This window comes from Paenibacillus sp. Marseille-Q9583, from assembly GCF_976954365.1.
Genome location: NZ_CDRJTB010000008.1, coordinates 111852 through 128605, shown reverse-complemented (window position 1 = coordinate 128605; position 16754 = coordinate 111852). Strand labels below are relative to the sequence as shown.

Annotated in this window: 16 protein-coding genes; 14 read left to right on the top strand and 2 right to left on the bottom strand. The window is 45.0% G+C overall.

Going from position 1 to position 16754, the window contains the following annotated elements; translation table 11 throughout:
* Window positions 1-121 precede the first annotated feature (121 nt).
* Window positions 122-991: an SDR family oxidoreductase gene (locus ACWNM1_RS06450; RefSeq protein WP_449600367.1), complete on the top strand. Its 870-nt coding sequence runs from the start codon at window positions 122-124 to the stop codon at window positions 989-991.
* Between the two features lie 85 nt (window positions 992-1076).
* Here ACWNM1_RS06450 and yfbR read toward each other — a convergent pair whose 3' ends face one another.
* The gene (gene yfbR / locus ACWNM1_RS06445; RefSeq protein ID WP_449600366.1) at window positions 1077-1682 is read right to left on the bottom strand and encodes a 5'-deoxynucleotidase; all 606 of its coding nucleotides are present in this window, start codon (window positions 1680-1682) and stop codon (window positions 1077-1079) included.
* Between the two features lie 102 nt (window positions 1683-1784).
* On the opposite strand from yfbR, the gene ACWNM1_RS06440 reads away from it, so the two are divergent.
* From ACWNM1_RS06440 to ACWNM1_RS06390, 11 genes are all read left to right on the top strand, one after another.
* On the top strand, window positions 1785-3347 hold the full coding sequence (locus tag ACWNM1_RS06440) for a fumarate hydratase (RefSeq protein WP_449600380.1): 1563 nt from the start codon (window positions 1785-1787) through the stop codon (window positions 3345-3347).
* Between the two features lie 194 nt (window positions 3348-3541).
* Window positions 3542-3928, top strand: coding sequence for a VOC family protein (locus ACWNM1_RS06435; RefSeq protein ID WP_449600365.1), 387 nt, complete (start codon window positions 3542-3544; stop codon window positions 3926-3928).
* A gap of 178 nt (window positions 3929-4106) precedes the next feature.
* Entirely contained in the window at window positions 4107-5903 is a 1797-nt protein-coding gene (gene pnpS / locus ACWNM1_RS06430) for a two-component system histidine kinase PnpS (RefSeq protein WP_449600364.1), read from the top strand.
* A gap of 109 nt (window positions 5904-6012) precedes the next feature.
* A complete protein-coding gene (locus ACWNM1_RS06425) occupies window positions 6013-6741 on the top strand; it encodes a response regulator transcription factor (protein ID WP_042125998.1) in 729 nt (242 codons plus the stop codon).
* A 199-nt stretch (window positions 6742-6940) separates the two neighbouring features.
* Window positions 6941-7696, top strand: coding sequence for a phosphate ABC transporter ATP-binding protein PstB (pstB, locus tag ACWNM1_RS06420; RefSeq protein WP_042186541.1), 756 nt, complete (start codon window positions 6941-6943; stop codon window positions 7694-7696).
* 73 nt (window positions 7697-7769) lie between these two features.
* Window positions 7770-8429, top strand: coding sequence for a phosphate signaling complex protein PhoU (phoU, locus tag ACWNM1_RS06415; protein ID WP_042186547.1), 660 nt, complete (start codon window positions 7770-7772; stop codon window positions 8427-8429).
* A gap of 377 nt (window positions 8430-8806) precedes the next feature.
* A complete protein-coding gene (gene polA, locus ACWNM1_RS06410; RefSeq protein WP_449600363.1) occupies window positions 8807-11476 on the top strand; it encodes a DNA polymerase I in 2670 nt (889 codons plus the stop codon).
* A gap of 52 nt (window positions 11477-11528) precedes the next feature.
* On the top strand, window positions 11529-12365 hold the full coding sequence (mutM, locus tag ACWNM1_RS06405) for a DNA-formamidopyrimidine glycosylase (protein ID WP_449600362.1): 837 nt from the start codon (window positions 11529-11531) through the stop codon (window positions 12363-12365).
* A gap of 127 nt (window positions 12366-12492) precedes the next feature.
* Window positions 12493-13239, top strand: a complete 747-nt coding sequence (locus tag ACWNM1_RS06400) for an MntP/YtaF family protein (protein WP_449600361.1) — start codon at window positions 12493-12495, stop codon at window positions 13237-13239.
* A 9-nt stretch (window positions 13240-13248) separates the two neighbouring features.
* Complete coding sequence (gene coaE, locus ACWNM1_RS06395; protein ID WP_149645931.1) at window positions 13249-13845, top strand: dephospho-CoA kinase; 597 nt, start codon at window positions 13249-13251, stop codon at window positions 13843-13845.
* Window positions 13842-14405, top strand: coding sequence for a lytic transglycosylase domain-containing protein (locus ACWNM1_RS06390; protein WP_339290104.1), 564 nt, complete (start codon window positions 13842-13844; stop codon window positions 14403-14405). Before coaE ends, ACWNM1_RS06390 begins: the two co-directional genes overlap by 4 nt.
* A 79-nt stretch (window positions 14406-14484) precedes the next feature.
* Here the strand turns inward: ACWNM1_RS06390 and ACWNM1_RS06385 are convergent, their stop codons facing one another.
* Window positions 14485-14703: an alpha/beta-type small acid-soluble spore protein gene (locus ACWNM1_RS06385; RefSeq protein WP_042126012.1), complete on the bottom strand. Its 219-nt coding sequence runs from the start codon at window positions 14701-14703 to the stop codon at window positions 14485-14487.
* 164 nt (window positions 14704-14867) lie between these two features.
* Between ACWNM1_RS06385 and nrdR the strand changes: the two genes are divergently transcribed.
* Entirely contained in the window at window positions 14868-15344 is a 477-nt protein-coding gene (nrdR, locus tag ACWNM1_RS06380) for a transcriptional regulator NrdR (protein ID WP_042126015.1), read from the top strand.
* 353 nt (window positions 15345-15697) lie between these two features.
* On the top strand, window positions 15698-16741 hold the full coding sequence (locus tag ACWNM1_RS06375) for a tyrosine-type recombinase/integrase (protein WP_449600360.1): 1044 nt from the start codon (window positions 15698-15700) through the stop codon (window positions 16739-16741).
* Window positions 16742-16754 lie beyond the last annotated feature (13 nt).

Here is a 16754-nt window from a genome sequence, read left to right as displayed (position 1 = left end):
GTAAGTAACTTTTCATACAACAATTTGAAAAAATGATAAAGCCAGCGTATAAACGTATACGCTTGAGCCATCCTAAGAGGATCAGTTACTATCACTTACTTAACGAGAGGAGCTAGGGATTATGTCAGACAACAAGCAAGCTACAAAAACTCTACCCCCGCAAGAACAGCATCATCAACCAGGGATCGAGAGCGAAATGAAGCCGTTGCCGAAATATGAACCGGCCAATTATAAGGCAGCAGGTAAACTGCAGGGCAAGGCAGCACTTATTACTGGAGGAGACAGTGGGATCGGACGGGCAGTTGCTGTTCTTTTTGCAAAAGAAGGCGCCGATGTAGTTATTTCGTATCTGAATGAACACTCTGACGCAGAGGAAACGAAACGTCAGGTAGAGCAGGAAGGCCGCAAATGTATTCTAATTCCCGGAGATATTGGAGTGGAATCCTTCTGTAAGGATCTTATTAAACAGACGGTAGAGGGCCTAGGTAAACTGGATATCCTCATCAATAACGCGGCGGAGCAACACCCGCAAGATAAGATCGAGGATATTACTTCCGAGCAGCTAGAACGTACCTTCCGTACGAACATTTTTGCGATGTTTTATTTGACCAAAGCGGCTATGCCTCATCTAAAAGCAGGATCTGCTATCATTAATACGACTTCGATTACCGCCTATCGTGGTAGTCCACAATTGCTGGACTATTCGTCAACGAAAGGAGCCATTCTGAGCTTCACACGCTCCTTGTCTACGAATCTGGCGGAGAAAGGCATTCGGGTAAATGGTGTTGCTCCGGGTCCAATTTGGACACCGCTCATTCCGTCTACTTTTGATGCGAAGCAGGTTAGCGAGTTTGGGGGTACGCAGCCTATGAAGCGACCGGGACAACCGGAGGAGCTGGCTCCAGCTTATGTATATCTAGCCTCCGACGATTCGAGTTATGTAACCGGCCAGGTGATCCATGTAAATGGTGGCGAGGTCGTAAACGGGTAGAGGCTACAGCCTGACCTAGATCTTTATACAAAAAGCTCTAATTCGGAATTAGTAGAATTAGAGCTTTTTGTATTGATCTTGGATTCTAGTTTCCAGCAGAGAGTTCATCGAGCGACATTTCAAAGCTCGGAGCCATATGTGTGAGGAAATAATCTACTTCCTGTAAGCCGAGTCCGCGCAGCTTCGCACCTGTCTGCTCTTTCGCCGCTGCGAATTCACGATTGCCCGCAGCAACCTCCCAGACACATTTTAGGTAAGCATCCAGTCGATCGGCTGCCTTAACGTAGCTGTGCAGGAGAACGTCCTCCGAATCGGGAGAACTATCATCTGGCTGCATGAGCTGCGTGTAAATGCCCTGAAGCTCGGGAGGAATCATACCGGTCAAGCGTTCCGCAGCAATTCTTTCCATTTCGCGGAAGCTGGTAAGTAGCTGAGGATTATTGTATTTCACTGGTGTGGCAATATCACCCGTGAACACTTCGCTGGCATCATGGAACAGGGCCATAGTTGCTGCTCTTTCAGCGTTTAATGAACGTCCATAATGAATATTACCAATGGAACAGAGCATATGTGTGAGCAGAGCTACATGGAAAGAATGCTCGGCAACGTTCTCAGGTGCGGTGCTGCGCATTAGGCTCCAGCGCTGAATATATTGAAGCCGATATAAATAGGCAGAAAAATGGTAGTTCAATTTTAAAGTAACCCCTTTCATGAGCTGCTAGGTATGATATTATTATACTAATTGTATCAGACTTTTGATAATCTGGATCTGCTGAGAGGAGCTTGAATGAATATGCAGCATTTTGAAGACAGCATTTATAATCTAATTGTTGAAACGTCCACGAACTTGCCGGGTGATGTACGCCGGGCGGTCGCCAAGGGTCGCGCACTAGAGGACAGAGCTACCCGGTCAGGTCTTGCGTTAACTACGATTGCTCAAAATATCGGAATGGCTGAGCAGCAAGTATCACCGATCTGTCAGGATACGGGAATGCCTACATTTATCATTCACACACCTGTGGGAATCAATCAGATTGAGATGAAAAAAGATATTCACAACGCCATTGTACGGGCAACCAAGAATGGTAAGCTTCGTCCAAATTCTGTAGATTCATTGACAGGTGAGAACAGTGGAGATAATTTGGGAGCAGGTACACCGGTCATTCATTTTGAACAATGGGAAGAGGAAAAAATAGATGTCAGACTGATTCTGAAGGGTGGCGGCTGCGAAAATAAGAATATTCAATACAGCCTTCCAGCAGAATTAGAAGGATTGGGCAAGGCAGGCCGTGATCTGGACGGAATTCGTAAATGTATTTTACATGCTGTTTATCAGGCACAAGGGCAAGGCTGTAGCGCTGGTTTTATTGGTGTTGGTATCGGCGGCGACCGCACAACTGGCTATGAGCTGGCTAAGAAGCAGCTGTTCCGCAAAGTGGAGGATGTTAATCCAATTGAGGATCTCAGCAAGCTGGAAGACTACATCATGGAGAATGCCAATAAGCTGGGTATTGGAACGATGGGCTTTGGTGGGGAAGTTTCGCTGCTTGGTTGTAAGGTCGGTGTTATGAATCGTTTACCAGCCAGCTTTTTCGTATCTGTTGCCTACAACTGTTGGGCGTTCCGTCGCCAAGGCGTGCTGGTTGATCCGTCAACAGGCAATATAGAGGACTGGTTGTACGAGAGTGGTACAGGGATTTCGGTTGATGATGGACGGGAGCAGGCGTCGGAAACGGAAGTGGCTGATGCAGGTGAAGACAATGCAGCTACTGGATCCCGCGAAGTCCACCTGACTACACCGATTAGTGAAGAGGATATCCGTAGTTTACGAGTTGGGGATGTAGTGATTTTATCCGGCGAAATGCATACGGGCCGCGACGCACTTCATAAATATCTAATGGATCATGAGGCTCCGGTGGATTTAAACGGTGCAGTTATCTATCATTGTGGTCCTGTAATGATGAAGGACGAGGAAGGCTGGCATGTTAAAGCAGCGGGTCCGACTACTAGTATCCGTGAGGAGCCCTATCAAGGCGATATTATCAAAAAATTTGGAATTCGTGCCGTCATCGGAAAAGGTGGAATGGGTCCAAAAACGTTAAAAGCACTTCAGGAGCACGGGGGCGTATATCTCAATGCGATTGGTGGCGCTGCACAGTATTATGCGGAATGCATCAAGAAGGTAAATGCTGTTGATTTTATGGAATTTGGCATTCCTGAAGCAATGTGGCATTTGGATGTGGATGGTTTCGCTGCTATTGTAACGATGGATGCCCATGGCAACAGTCTGCACGCAGATGTAGAGAAAGATTCCGCAGCAAAATTAACTCAGTTTAAAGAACCTGTATTTAAATAAGTTGGGTACAGTCCGGTGAAATAGTCATAAAGTGGGGACATCCGCTGCTATGGCTTTTCTCCGGTTTTATCGAAAATATTAGAATTTATATGTTCCACGCTATAATTTATCCTTATATTCCTCGTATAATCACTTAGCGTCCATATAGATAGGGACGTCGAAGATGTTTATGCTTGTCTAAAGGAGGTTTACGAATGGTACCACATTATATTAGAAATGGTCTTCTTAACGTTACTCCGTATTTTATCGTGGCTGGTGCAGATCAAATGATTGATTTTGTTGTGAACTGCTTTGATGCAAGAATTAATGATATGCTGCGGAATGATGAAGGCAAGATTAGACATGCAGAACTTAGAATAGGAGATTCGATCATCGAGGTTTCCGAAGCTAATGAGAAATATTCACCAGTACAGCTCGCTATTCATCTATATGTAAGAAATGTGGATGAGACCTTTCGTAAGTGCTTGGATGCCGGGGCATCCATCATTGAAGAACCATTGGATAAGCCTTATGGAGAAAGAGGAGCGGGTATTAGAGATACTCAGGGCAATCAGTGGTTTCTTGCAACCTGTATAGTATGATCATGATATTTTACAAAAGTAATACAAAGTAACAGTCCAGAGATAATCAACTTGGGCTGTTATTTTTATATAATCTATTATAGTAGGGATTTATGTCACGAAAATAGTCGCACTGGTTTTTTGATGAAAATGAAGTTAGGATAAAAGATACAATGAAAAAGGGAGAGGCACACTTCAGATGAAACCGTTTCGCGCTCGTCTTACGTTTATACTTATGGCCTTAATCGGTATTTCCATGATTGGCACTGGATTTACGATGGCTCATCTGTTTAAGAGCTCCCATATAGCTGCTCTCGAAGAGAACATGTCCCGGGAAATAAATTTGCTCGCAGGTACATTGGAATTTATAGATATGGACGCCACCAATGCCATTCCGTATTACACGGAGCAGGCAGAGCATATCGCCAAGCTTCTGGATTCACGGATTACTTTTATTAGTAAGTCAGGTAAAGTTTTAGGGGATTCAGAGAAAAATCCTCTGGAGATGGACAATCACGCCAATCGTGAAGAGGAGATTGTTGCAGCTAAAGAAGGGACTGGACGAGCCATTCGTTACAGCGAAACTTTAGATCGCGAGATGTTATATGTAGCTGAACGGGTGACCTCAGATCATGGTTTTGACGGTTACATACGGGTCTCGATGGGACTGGATGCAGTAACGGAAGGGCTTAACCGTGCTTGGATGATTATGGCTGGGGGGTTAGTTGTTTTGTTCCTGGCAGCAACTATTGTCAGCTACAAGGTGGCATCGAGCATGACTTCACCGCTTGAACAAATCACGAGAGTCGCCAGGCGTATTACAGATCTTGATTATGATGCAAGAGTCCATTTGAAGCGTAAAGATGAGGTTGGGCAGCTGGCGACAGCGATAAATGCCATGGCGGACAGTCTTCAAGCTCAGCTAAAGACCATTCGTGATAATGAGGATCTGCTGCAAAGCGTACTGGACAATATGACTGGCGGCATTATAATGATCAATGCGGACGAAGAAATTGCCCTGCTGAACCGAGCCTCAGAGCGGATGCTGGATGTTAGCAACAGTGAAATGGCGGGTCATTCGTACAAAGAGCTAAAGCGTCATTATGAATTAACACGTCTGCTTGAAGAAGGGGTATCGAGTAAAGAAACGCTCCATGAAGAACGAAGTATTTACAATCCGAGAGAACGGATTATACGCATGGACGCGGTACCTATGATACAGGACGGGACGTATAGAGGCATGCTCTTCCTGCTGCAGGAAGTAACAGAGATTCGTCGCCTGGAGCGGATGAGAAGTGAATTTGTCGCTAACGTATCCCATGAATTAAAGACGCCGGTTGCCGCTGTTAAAGGATTTGCAGAGACCTTGCTGGGTGGTGGGGTTAAGGATGAGAAGACAGCCCGTTCCTTCCTGCAAATTATTTATGATGAGAACGAACGCTTAAATCGATTGATTGGAGATATTCTGGAATTATCTAAAATCGAATCTAAACGTGTGCAGCTCGATTGCTCACCTGTTCATATCATTGAATTCTTTGATTCCGTGCTGGGAACCATTAGCAAAGTGGCTGAGAAGAAAAGTATTAGTCTTAATGTAGAGGTTCCTGAGGAGCTGTTCATTGAGGCCGATGAAGATAAACTACGTCAAATTTTTATGAACTTGCTCTCCAATGCGATTAATTACACGCATGAAGGGGGTAGCGTAAAAGTCGATGTTAAGAATATACTGAAGCCAGATGGTTCTGAGAATGTCCAATTTACCGTTACCGATACAGGGATGGGAATCCCCAAAAAGGATCTGCCGCGCATTTTCGAACGTTTTTATCGAGTGGATAAAGCAAGATCCAGAAGCTCCGGTGGAACTGGGCTGGGACTGTCTATTGTGAAGCACTTGGTAGATCTGCACCATGGTGTGATTTCGGTTAAAAGTGATCTGGGGATCGGAAGCTCATTTATTATTGAGTTGCCGCTTTTGCAGGAAGAAAAGGTGGATTAGATTATTGTAAATTCGCCTTATCGATTTTACACCAAGTTAACATTGTGGTGATATGATTGTTTTGTTGTTGTTTTGTAAAAATCAAACTATATGGAAGACGGGGGAACCTATGGCTCAACGATTGCTTGTCATTGAAGACGAACCGACACTGGCCCGGCTGCTGTCCTATAACTTAACACAGGAAGGTTACGAGGTAACAGTAGAGGATCATGGTACGGCAGGATATGATCGTGCGACGAGGGAACCTTTTGACTTGATCGTATTAGATCTGATGTTGCCAGGTATGAACGGCATTGACATCCTTGATAAATTGCGTGGACAAGGTATCCGTACACCTATTATTGTGTTGACCGCCAAAAATGCGGAAGAAGATGTTGTTAGAGGGCTGAAATCAGGTGCTGATGATTATATAACCAAACCATTCGGCGTCTCTGAACTGCTCGCTAGAGTAAGTGCTGTACTTCGGAGGATTTCTGGACTTGCTGAGGAAGCACCAACAGAAACACCTATCTCTGCTTCTACCATTATTTTAGGTCAATTAGAGATTTACCCTGAGAGATATGAAGTCTCCCTCGGTGGTCATAGTATTAACTTACGGCCTAAAGAGTTCGAAGTGCTATTATATTTGGCTCGTAAGCCAGGGGTTGTGTTGACGAGAGATGATCTCATGAATGCTGTATGGGGCTTTGATTATATTGGTGGGCAGCGTACGGTGGACGTGCATGTAAGTTCACTTCGTAAAAAGCTTGAGCTGGATCCAGAATCCGTTCATATCGATTCGATTCGAGGCGTAGGCTATAAATTAGTGGTTAATAAAAAAAGAGCTCCGGTCATTTAGAGTGACTGGAGTTCTATTTTTTCTATACTTTTCATAAATAAGAAATGCTCGGAGTACTAGTTGGCTTCTGGGGAAATACTGTGATGTGGACCCATTCATCTCACTGATTTTACATTGCGTTAACATTTCTCTCCAACTGTATTTACACTAAAAGCTTATCATGGAGATCGAAGATGATGAGAAGGAGACGTAAACACTAATGAAATCCATCATTGACATAGAGAATCTTGATCTCTACTATGAGTCGTTCCACGCACTGAAGAATGTGAATCTGCAAATCCCGGAGAAACAGGTTACCGCTTTTATTGGACCTTCCGGTTGCGGGAAATCCACGTTGCTTCGCACATTGAATCGTATGAATGATATGATTCCTGGCACACGTATAGAAGGAACTGTAAACATCGGTGGCAAAAATATTTATAGTGATGAGGTAGAGGTGGAAAGCCTGCGTAAGCAGGTCGGTATGGTGTTTCAACAGCCGAATCCTTTTCCTAAGTCGATTTACGACAATGTAGCTTACGGTCCCCGTTTACACGGCATCCGTTCCAAAAGTGAACTGGATGAGATCGTAGAAAAAAGCTTGCGTCACTCCGCCCTATGGGAGGAAGTGAAAGATTTTCTGAAGAAATCTGCCCTTAGCTTGTCTGGTGGACAGCAGCAGCGGCTTTGTATTGCTAGAGCGTTAGCGGTACAGCCGGATATTCTGCTAATGGATGAGGCAACCTCTGCGCTCGACCCTGTATCCACTCTCAAGATAGAAGAGCTTGTTCAGGAATTAAGAAGTGAGTATACCATTGTTATGGTAACTCATAACATGCATCAGGCCGCACGTGTATCCGGTCGAACCGTGTTTTTCTTAAATGGTGTAATTGTTGAGGCGGCGGACACAGAGGTGCTTTTCTCGAACCCTAAAGATTCCCGCACTGAAGATTATATTTCCGGACGTTTCGGCTGATCAGATTTAAAAGGGTGTTCGTCCCTGGAAATGGCAAGCTGACCATACGTTAATGAGGAGGATCGCTCTTATTATGATTCGCAGAAAAGAATTTGATAAAGACTTGGAAGAGCTGCGCAGTCTGCTGCAGCAGATGGGTGAGCATGTTAAGGATGCTCTTGAAGGTGCAATTAATGCATTACAAAATCTAGATACAACGCTCGCACAGGAAGTCGTTGAAGCGGATTTACAGCTGAATGCCATGGAAGATAAAATCATGGAAATTGGCTCACGCTTAATTATTACGCAGCAGCCCGTAGCTAAGGATTTGCGCCGCATTATCGTTGCCTTCAAAATATCAAGCGATTTGGAACGCATGGGGGATCTGGCGATTGATGTAGCTAAGGCGACCATGCGTCTTCAAGGCCAACAGCTGATTAAGCCTCTTGTAGACATTCCTCGTATGGCGGAAATCGTGACAATTATGATCGATGAGGCGATCCAGTCTTATCTGGATGAGAACACTGATCTGGCTTATAAAATGGCACAGGATGATGATCAAGTCGATCAATTGTATGGTGCGATGATCAATGAGCTGTATTCTTATATGGTAACAAAGCCGGAGACAGTATCCCAAGCTATGTTATTGACACTGGTAGGCCGTTACATCGAACGGATTGGCGATCACGCTACTAACATTGGTGAAAGCGTAGTTTACCTGGTTACCGGTAGTCGTCCAGATTTAAATGAATAGCTTTGATTCAAAAGATCTTTGGTAATTGTCGTAACTGCGGAGAATGTTTGGACTTCCGGCCGCTGTTGTCTCCAGATTTCTTGATTTTATACCGCTTTTTACGGTTGAAATCCGGAGACAAAGGCGGTCGCTAACGCTCCTACAGTTCCAAACTTCTCCTCCATTACTATCGTACCTTCACTTCTTTTGTGTTTTTTAGGTAAATGAAAGTAGCCGTCCTTTTTTAAGGGCGGCTACTTGTTGTATTACCCCATATTAGCTCTTAATGTTACTAACATTTCAGCTAATCCCATTGTTTAAGTTGGTATAGCCGTTTCTACTTGGACAGACCATATGTTAAGATGTAAGAAGTAAGCATGAAAAAGGCGAGGTGCACTATGGACAAGTTGATACTTATAGATGGAAATAATATTATTTACCGCGCATTCTTCGCGATGCCTCCGCTAACGAATACAGCAGGGCAACAGACAAACGCGGTTTACGGTTTCACAACGATGCTGCTCCGTTTAATTGAAGAACACAAGCCGACACATATGATTGTTGCTTTCGATGCAGGGAAAGTCACATTTCGGCATGAAGGTTATGAGGATTATAAAGGCGGCCGGCAAAAGACACCTCCCGAGCTCTCCGAGCAGTTCCCGCTGCTGAAAGATTTGCTCAGAAATCTGGGTGTACCGCAGTTTGAAATTGGCAGTTATGAGGCCGATGATATTATTGGAACCATTTCTCGCCAAGCAGATGAAGCAGGCCGGCAGGTTATGATCGTGTCGGGAGACAAGGATATGCTTCAATTGGCTTCCGAACATACGACCGTTGCGTTGATCCGCAAAGGAGTTACTGAGGTTGAGCTTTATGGACCAGAACAAATTCGTGAGAAATATGATTTAACACCCGAGCAGATCATCGACCTTAAGGGACTGATGGGTGATGCGAGTGATAACATTCCGGGCGTTCCGGGTGTTGGTGAGAAAACAGCGCTTAAGCTGTTGCATCAATTTGGATCGGTTGAAGGTGTATTAGCAGGAACCGGTGAGCTTAAAGGGAAAATGAAAGAAAAGCTGGAAGCTCACGCGGAAGACGCTGTCATGAGTAAGAAACTGGCAACCATCTATCGTGAAGTGCCTCTTGAACATTCGTGGGAAGATATGATCTTTAACGGAATTTCTGCGGATACAGCAGGACCCGCACTCGCAAAATTAGAATTCAAATCACTTCTGGAAAGGTTGTCACTTAGTGCCTATGCTCCAGTAGCTGATGGGGAAGAGGGTGCAGCGGAAGTAGAAGCTGCTACACTCGATATTTCGATCGTGAGTGAAGATGAACTTGAGGCGCTAAGTGAAGCGTTGCCTAGTATTTCAGCGCTGCATGTGGAATCCAATGGGGATAATCCGCATCGTGCTGAGGTGATCGGTGTAGGGCTATCTACTCTGGAGCGACATTATTATGTGCCGTTTGAATTACTACAGAAACCAGCGGCTGCGAAGCTACGCGACTGGTTAGGAGATGAGAAGGCTCCGAAGAGCGGATATGATCTTCACCGTGCTGATTTGGCACTGCATTGGCAGGGGATTGCTTTTGCAGGTGCAGCCCATGATGTGCAGCTGGCGGCTTATTTGCTGGATCCGACGGAAGCTAATCAGAACCTAAACGATCTCGCTACGAAATACGGCTTGCCAAGATTGTCACCTGATGAAGATGTATTTGGTAAAGGCGCTAAATATAAGATTCCTGAGCTTGAAATCTTAGGAAATCACGTCGCACGTAAGAGTGCTGCGGTACTTGGCATCGCCCAGAAACAACAGCAGGAATTGATCGAAACGGCGATGACCGGACTGTTCGAGGATCTCGAAATGCCATTATCACGTATTCTTGCAGATATGGAGAAACAGGGGATTGCAGTCAACGAAGGGGATCTTAAAGAATTAGGAAAAGAATTCGAAGCTCAGATTTCCAAGCTGGTCACCGAAATTTATGAAATTTGTGGCACAGAGTTTAATTTGAATTCACCTAAGCAGTTGGGCGAGATCTTATTTGTAAAACTGGGTCTTCCTGTCGTCAAGAAGACGAAGACCGGATATTCAACAGATGCAGAGGTGCTGGAAAAGTTAGCACCATATCACGATGTGGTACGTTTGATTCTACAATATCGCACGATTGCAAAATTGCAATCCACCTATGTAGAGGGGCTGCTCAAGGAAATTTCCCCGAAAACAGGGAAGGTGCATACATTCTATCGGCAGACGATTGCTGCGACAGGACGGCTTAGTAGCCAATTTCCGAACCTGCAGAACATTCCAATCCGCTTAGAAGAAGGACGTAAAATCCGTAAAGTGTTTGTTCCATCCGAACCGGGCTGGTCCATTCTGGCGGCGGACTATTCGCAGATTGAACTACGGGTACTTGCGCACATCTCCGGTGATGAGCGGATGAAGGAAGCTTTTCTCCATGATATGGATATTCACACAAAGACAGCCATGGATGTCTTTGGAGTTACCCCCGATCAGGTGGATAGCAATATGCGTCGTGCCGCGAAAGCCGTTAACTTTGGTATCGTGTACGGAATCAGTGATTATGGTCTGTCACAGAACTTGAATATTCCTCGGAAAGAAGCCGCTCAATTTATTGAGCAGTATTTTGAGGTATACCAAGGTGTACGTCGATATATGGATGATATCGTAGTGGAAGCAAGGAAACATGGTTATGTAACCACACTGCTGGAACGCCGTCGTTACTTGCCTGAGATTAATGCGAAGAACTTTAATCTACGTTCTTTTGCGGAACGTACGGCAATGAATACACCTATTCAAGGTACTGCCGCTGATATTATTAAGCTGGCGATGGTGCATATGGACAAGGCGTTATTTGAGCGTGGGCTAAAGAGCCGTATGCTGCTTCAGGTGCACGATGAGCTTGTATTCGAGGTGCCAGAGGATGAAATGGAGCTCATGAAGACGCTTTTGCCGGAAGTAATGGGTGGAGCATTGCAGTTATCTGTACCGCTTAAAGCAGAGGTAAGTTTTGGCAGCAACTGGTACGAAGCGAAATAGGCTCCCTTTAAGGTGTGCATATCAGCTATAATGTAGTTGAGGTGAAGACATCATGCCGGAATTACCGGAAGTAGAGACAGTCAAGAGAACACTGAATGATTTAGTTAATGGAAAGCAGATAGAGAGTGTAACCGTCCGGCTGGCCCGGATTATTCAGCGGCCGGATGATATTCAGGCTTTTGCCAACCTGCTCGCAGGTCATAGTATTGTTAAAGTTGAACGAAGAGGGAAATTTTTGCGCATCGTGTTAGACGGTCTGGTGCTGGTATCTCATTTACGGATGGAGGGCCGTTACGGACTCTTTACGAACGAAGATCCATTGGACAAGCATACGCATGTGATATTCCATTTTACCGATGGTACTGAGCTGCGTTACACGGATGTTCGTCAGTTTGGTACAATGCATCTTTTTCAGATTGGTGAAGACCTCCAGCTGCCTCCTCTTAATAAACTGGGACAGGAGCCGCTGGAGCCATCCTTTACGCCGGAGAAGTTTAAGCAGATTGTATCGGGAAAAAGCACAAAAATTAAATCGCTGCTGCTGAATCAGGAATATATCGTCGGCATAGGTAATATTTATGTAGATGAGTCGTTACATCATGCAGGGATACATCCTGAAGTCAGCGCTAAAGATCTTTCGGATGAGCAACTCGATCAGCTGCATCACGCTATTGTCAGTACGCTGACGGAAGCGGTAAACGCTGGTGGTTCGTCTGTAAAATCATATGTGAATGGTCAAGGTGAGAGCGGCACTTATCAGCAACAGCTGTTGATTTACGGTCGTAAAGATCAGCCGTGTAACCACTGTGGAACGATGATTGAGAAAACGGTTGTAGGTGGCCGCGGCACGCATTATTGTCCAAGCTGTCAGCGTAAGGCAGAAAACTGAAGAAGTAATTAGGTTGGCACCCACTACTTGTCCCGCCCATATACTGTGTGAAGAATGCTTAATAGAGAACGGAAGCTGAATGAAGTGTATTCTTCAGTGTTTCGGTTCTTCACAGGAGGGATTGCGGGTGCTCAGCCCATTTTTTTCACTAATATTACTAGCTTTTGCTTTGAGTTTGGATGGTTTCGGAGTTGGTATTACATATGGACTGCGAAAAATGAAAATACCATTGCTCTCCATTCTGATTATCTCGCTTTGTTCGGGGGTAGTTATCTGTGTATCTATGCAAGTGGGTGTTCTGCTTGCCAAGGTAGTGTCTCCACATGCAGCTTCTGAGGTTGGCGCTGTTATACTCGTGCTAATGGGGTGCTGGTCGCTCGTCCAGATGTTAATGCAGAAAGAGAAGGAACAGACAGGTGAGCGTAAAGTAGGTAGTGAAGAAAATGTGCTATCCACAGAAGCTCGGGCAGAGGTAGCAATTGATACTGAAGATGCTGTAGAACAGGTTACCATGGCTCCTGAGCAGGCAAAGTCGGCTGTCTTTTCCCTTGAGCTACGACGATTGGGCATTGTTGTACAGATCTTACGTACTCCGTCCTCTGCAGATATGGATGATTCCGGAAGTATTTCTTCGATGGAGGCTATGCTGCTTGGGATTGCCCTCTCTCTAGATGCTTTTGGAGCTGGACTTGGCGCAGCATTGCTGGGGTTCAATCCGATATGGACATCACTTACAATTGCTCTGTTTAGTGGTACATTTTTATTGCTGGGCATGAAGACTGGACTAAGATTCGCCGGGAACTACTGGATGAAGCATGCTGCTGCACTACCCGCGTTATTATTAATTACAATGGGAATACTGAAGCTATTATGAGGTGAGTACATGATTATTGGCTTAACCGGAGGCATTGCATCCGGAAAAAGCACGGTGTCCGCACTGCTTGTGAGCAAGGGAGCGAGGCTGGTTGACGCGGATGTGATCGCCAGAGAAGTTATGCTCCCCGGTCATGAGGTGCTGGCTGCGGCTGTGAAACAATTCGGAAGCGAGATCCTCTCTTCGGATGGCACACTGAATAGGGGCAAGCTGGGGGACATTGTATTTCAAGACCCGGCAGCCCTGCAAGCCCTGAACAATCTGACGCATCCCGCAATCCGGCGGGAGATTAAAGAACGTATGAACAGCATGGAGGAAGAAGATCCAAAGAAGTTAACAATTGTGGATATCCCTCTTCTTTTCGAATCAGGACTCGAGAATATGTTCCATGAAATACTGGTGGTCTACGTGCCTCGTGAAGTGCAAATTGCTCGATTAATGGAACGTAACGGACTTTCTTTAGAACAAGCAGAAGCACGCTTAAATGCACAGATGGATATTGAAGCGAAGCGTAACAAAGCGGACTATATCATTGACAACAGTGGCGAACTTGCGCACACTGAGCAACAGGTTGCTGTTCTTTGGGACAGGCTGGGCTTATCATGAAATGGTTACGTAAAAAAAGAGTCCTTCTTTTGTTATTCATTGGTTTTACTGCGATATTGTTTCTGAGTACGAACTGGATGTCCTGGTTTTATCCGATCCATTATAAAGATGAGATTCGTAAGCACAGCGTTACGTACGATATTGACCCATTTCTAGTGGCTTCGATTATCCGAGTGGAAACGAACTTCAAAACTGGACGAGAATCCAAAAAAGGTGCTATAGGTTTAATGCAGCTTATGCCGGATACCGCCAAATGGGCCCTTGAAAAGGCCAAGCTTCCTGATGTTTCTATGGAGGAGCTTAAGCATGAACCATCGGCAAATATTGAACTAGGTACCTGGTATCTTTCAACATTATCCCGTCAATTCGAAGGTAAACGTACAGCGGTTATCGCTGCATATAATGCTGGACCGGGTAAAGTTCAAAAATGGCTGGATGAGGGGATCTGGGATGGAACGGATGCTACGATTAAGGATATTCCGTTTGGTGAAACCCGCCATTATGTACAGCGCGTCAACTATTACTATGATCAGTACACGGATATTTACAACGAATTCTAAAACCGTGTTATGTATAAAAAGAAGTATTAAACGATCTTGCGATCGTTTAATACTTCTTCAGTAAGCTTATGTGGACAGGTTATTTGTATTGACCTGCCAATTGTTGTTCTGCCAGGGTTACAAGACGTTTAGTGATGTAACCACCGATCGAACCATTTTCATAAGAAGTTTTATTGCCTTGGTAACCATCTGGGGAAAGCGTGATTCCGAGTTCTTGGGCAACTTCATATTTAAGTTGTTCCAAAGCACCGCGGGAATTTGGAGCTACAAGGTTATTGGAGCTGTTGTTTTGGCTCATTGCTGTTCACCTCCTCTGTTGGTAACTGTATTATGTGCCGGACTTGCCATTATCATTACAATAAAAAAACGGTGATTTCTGGAAAAAATGAAATAGCCCTTAAAAAGCCGGATGTTTAACATACCGGGACAAAAAACATTATGTAATAGGAAGTGATGAAGCTTATGAAATGCCCTTACTGCGATCACACAAATACTAAAGTACTCGACTCGCGACCAGCGAATGAGAATAAGTCCATCCGCCGCAGGCGTGAATGTGAGCGTTGCAGCAAACGGTTTACAACCTTTGAAATGATCGAGGAAACACCGTTAATCGTGATCAAAAAAGACGGCAGCCGTGAGGAATTCAGCCGTGATAAAATTCTGCGTGGTCTTATTCGTGCTTGCGAGAAACGTCCCGTCTCTGTAGAACGTCTAGAAAAGATTGTCTCTGAGGTGGAGAAATCCTTACGCGGCATCGCCGTAGCTGAGGTAGAGAGCCAACAGATTGGTGAATTGGTTATGGAACAGCTCTATCCGGTAGATGAAGTCGCCTACGTTCGTTTTGCGTCCGTATACCGCCAGTTCAAGGATATTAACATGTTTATGAAGGAACTGAAGGGTCTGTTATCTAAGAGCACCGGGGATCTGGACAGATTGTAGGGTTGTGGCTAGTCTAATGACTAAAATAAGTGTTGACAGCGAAGGCGATTTTTTATATTATATAGGAGTCGCCTACGGCGCTTGGATTTGTCAGAATGACTTAAATACACCGAACTAAATTTTAGAATGTGTGATTACATACATCTGAAAATTACGTTTGGGGCCATAGCTCAGCTGGGAGAGCGCATCGCTGGCAGCGTCCTCGGCAAAATCCCGTAATTTACTCCGTATTTTGTACGGTGACTGTAACGTTGACTGTGCGCTGACATGCGCAGATATACGCTCCAATAAAACGAAGATATGCGTTATACAATCGGCTCTTTTCCGTAATAATACGGGAGGGGTTTTTTAGTTTGAACGGAGACAAAAGTAAAGGTCGCGCGAGGAAAAGCGATAGGACATCCGATCGCCTGCGCTACTCACTCGACTATTTATTCGATTACTATTACCAGGCGAAGAAATCGGAAGGGCGCGCGGATAATACGCTTAAGACTTACGAGCAGAACTACGCTTATTTTTGCGAATTTTTAGACATGCGTAAGATCGTCCGCGATATCCGTAATATTACGGTAGAAACGGGGCGCGAGTATATTATTTGGCTACGTGATGAAAAGACGAAATTCAGCGATAATTGTAACGTGCCAGACTCCGTTAGGACAGTCGGATTATTGCCGAAGTCTATTAATACGCGCATCAAGAATTTGAAGACGATGTTTAAATTTCTCTACGAGGAAAACGTTATCGACTCCGATCCTTTTGTGTATTTAAAGAACGTGCAGGATATCGGACGTGAAATAGACGTTCTCACTACAGATGAATTGCGCGCTCTATTAAATGCGCCGAATCAGCGTAAGTATAGTGACTTCCGCGATTACGTAGTGCTTAATATATTAATCGACGGGATGTTACGTATAGACGAGGCGCTTACCCTACGGAAGGAAGACGTGGATTTATCCGCTTGTTACGCCTCGTTACGCCGTGAGATAACGAAATCACGTAAGCCGCGCATTGTGCCGATTACTAAACGGACAGCGAAGTTGATCGCTGAGTTGATACGTGAGACAACGGAGTTTGATAGCGAACATATATTTCTTACGAACTACGGTGAGCGGATGCAGCCGAATCACTTCCGCCATCAATTGAAGAAATACGCCGATCGTGCGGGGATAGAGAAACGCGTTTATCCGCATTTACTGCGGCACTCTGGCGCTACGTTATTTCTTGAGGAAGGCGGATCTGAACGCCATCTACAGGTTATACTCGGACATGCTGACGGGCGGATGACGAATCACTATACGCATCTATCGGATAAGAACGTTAAAAAGAATCACGATGAATTTTCGCCAATCAACGCCGTTATCGGGAAGTCCGAACGGTCCCGTAAAATACTACGCTAGACATAACGTCGAT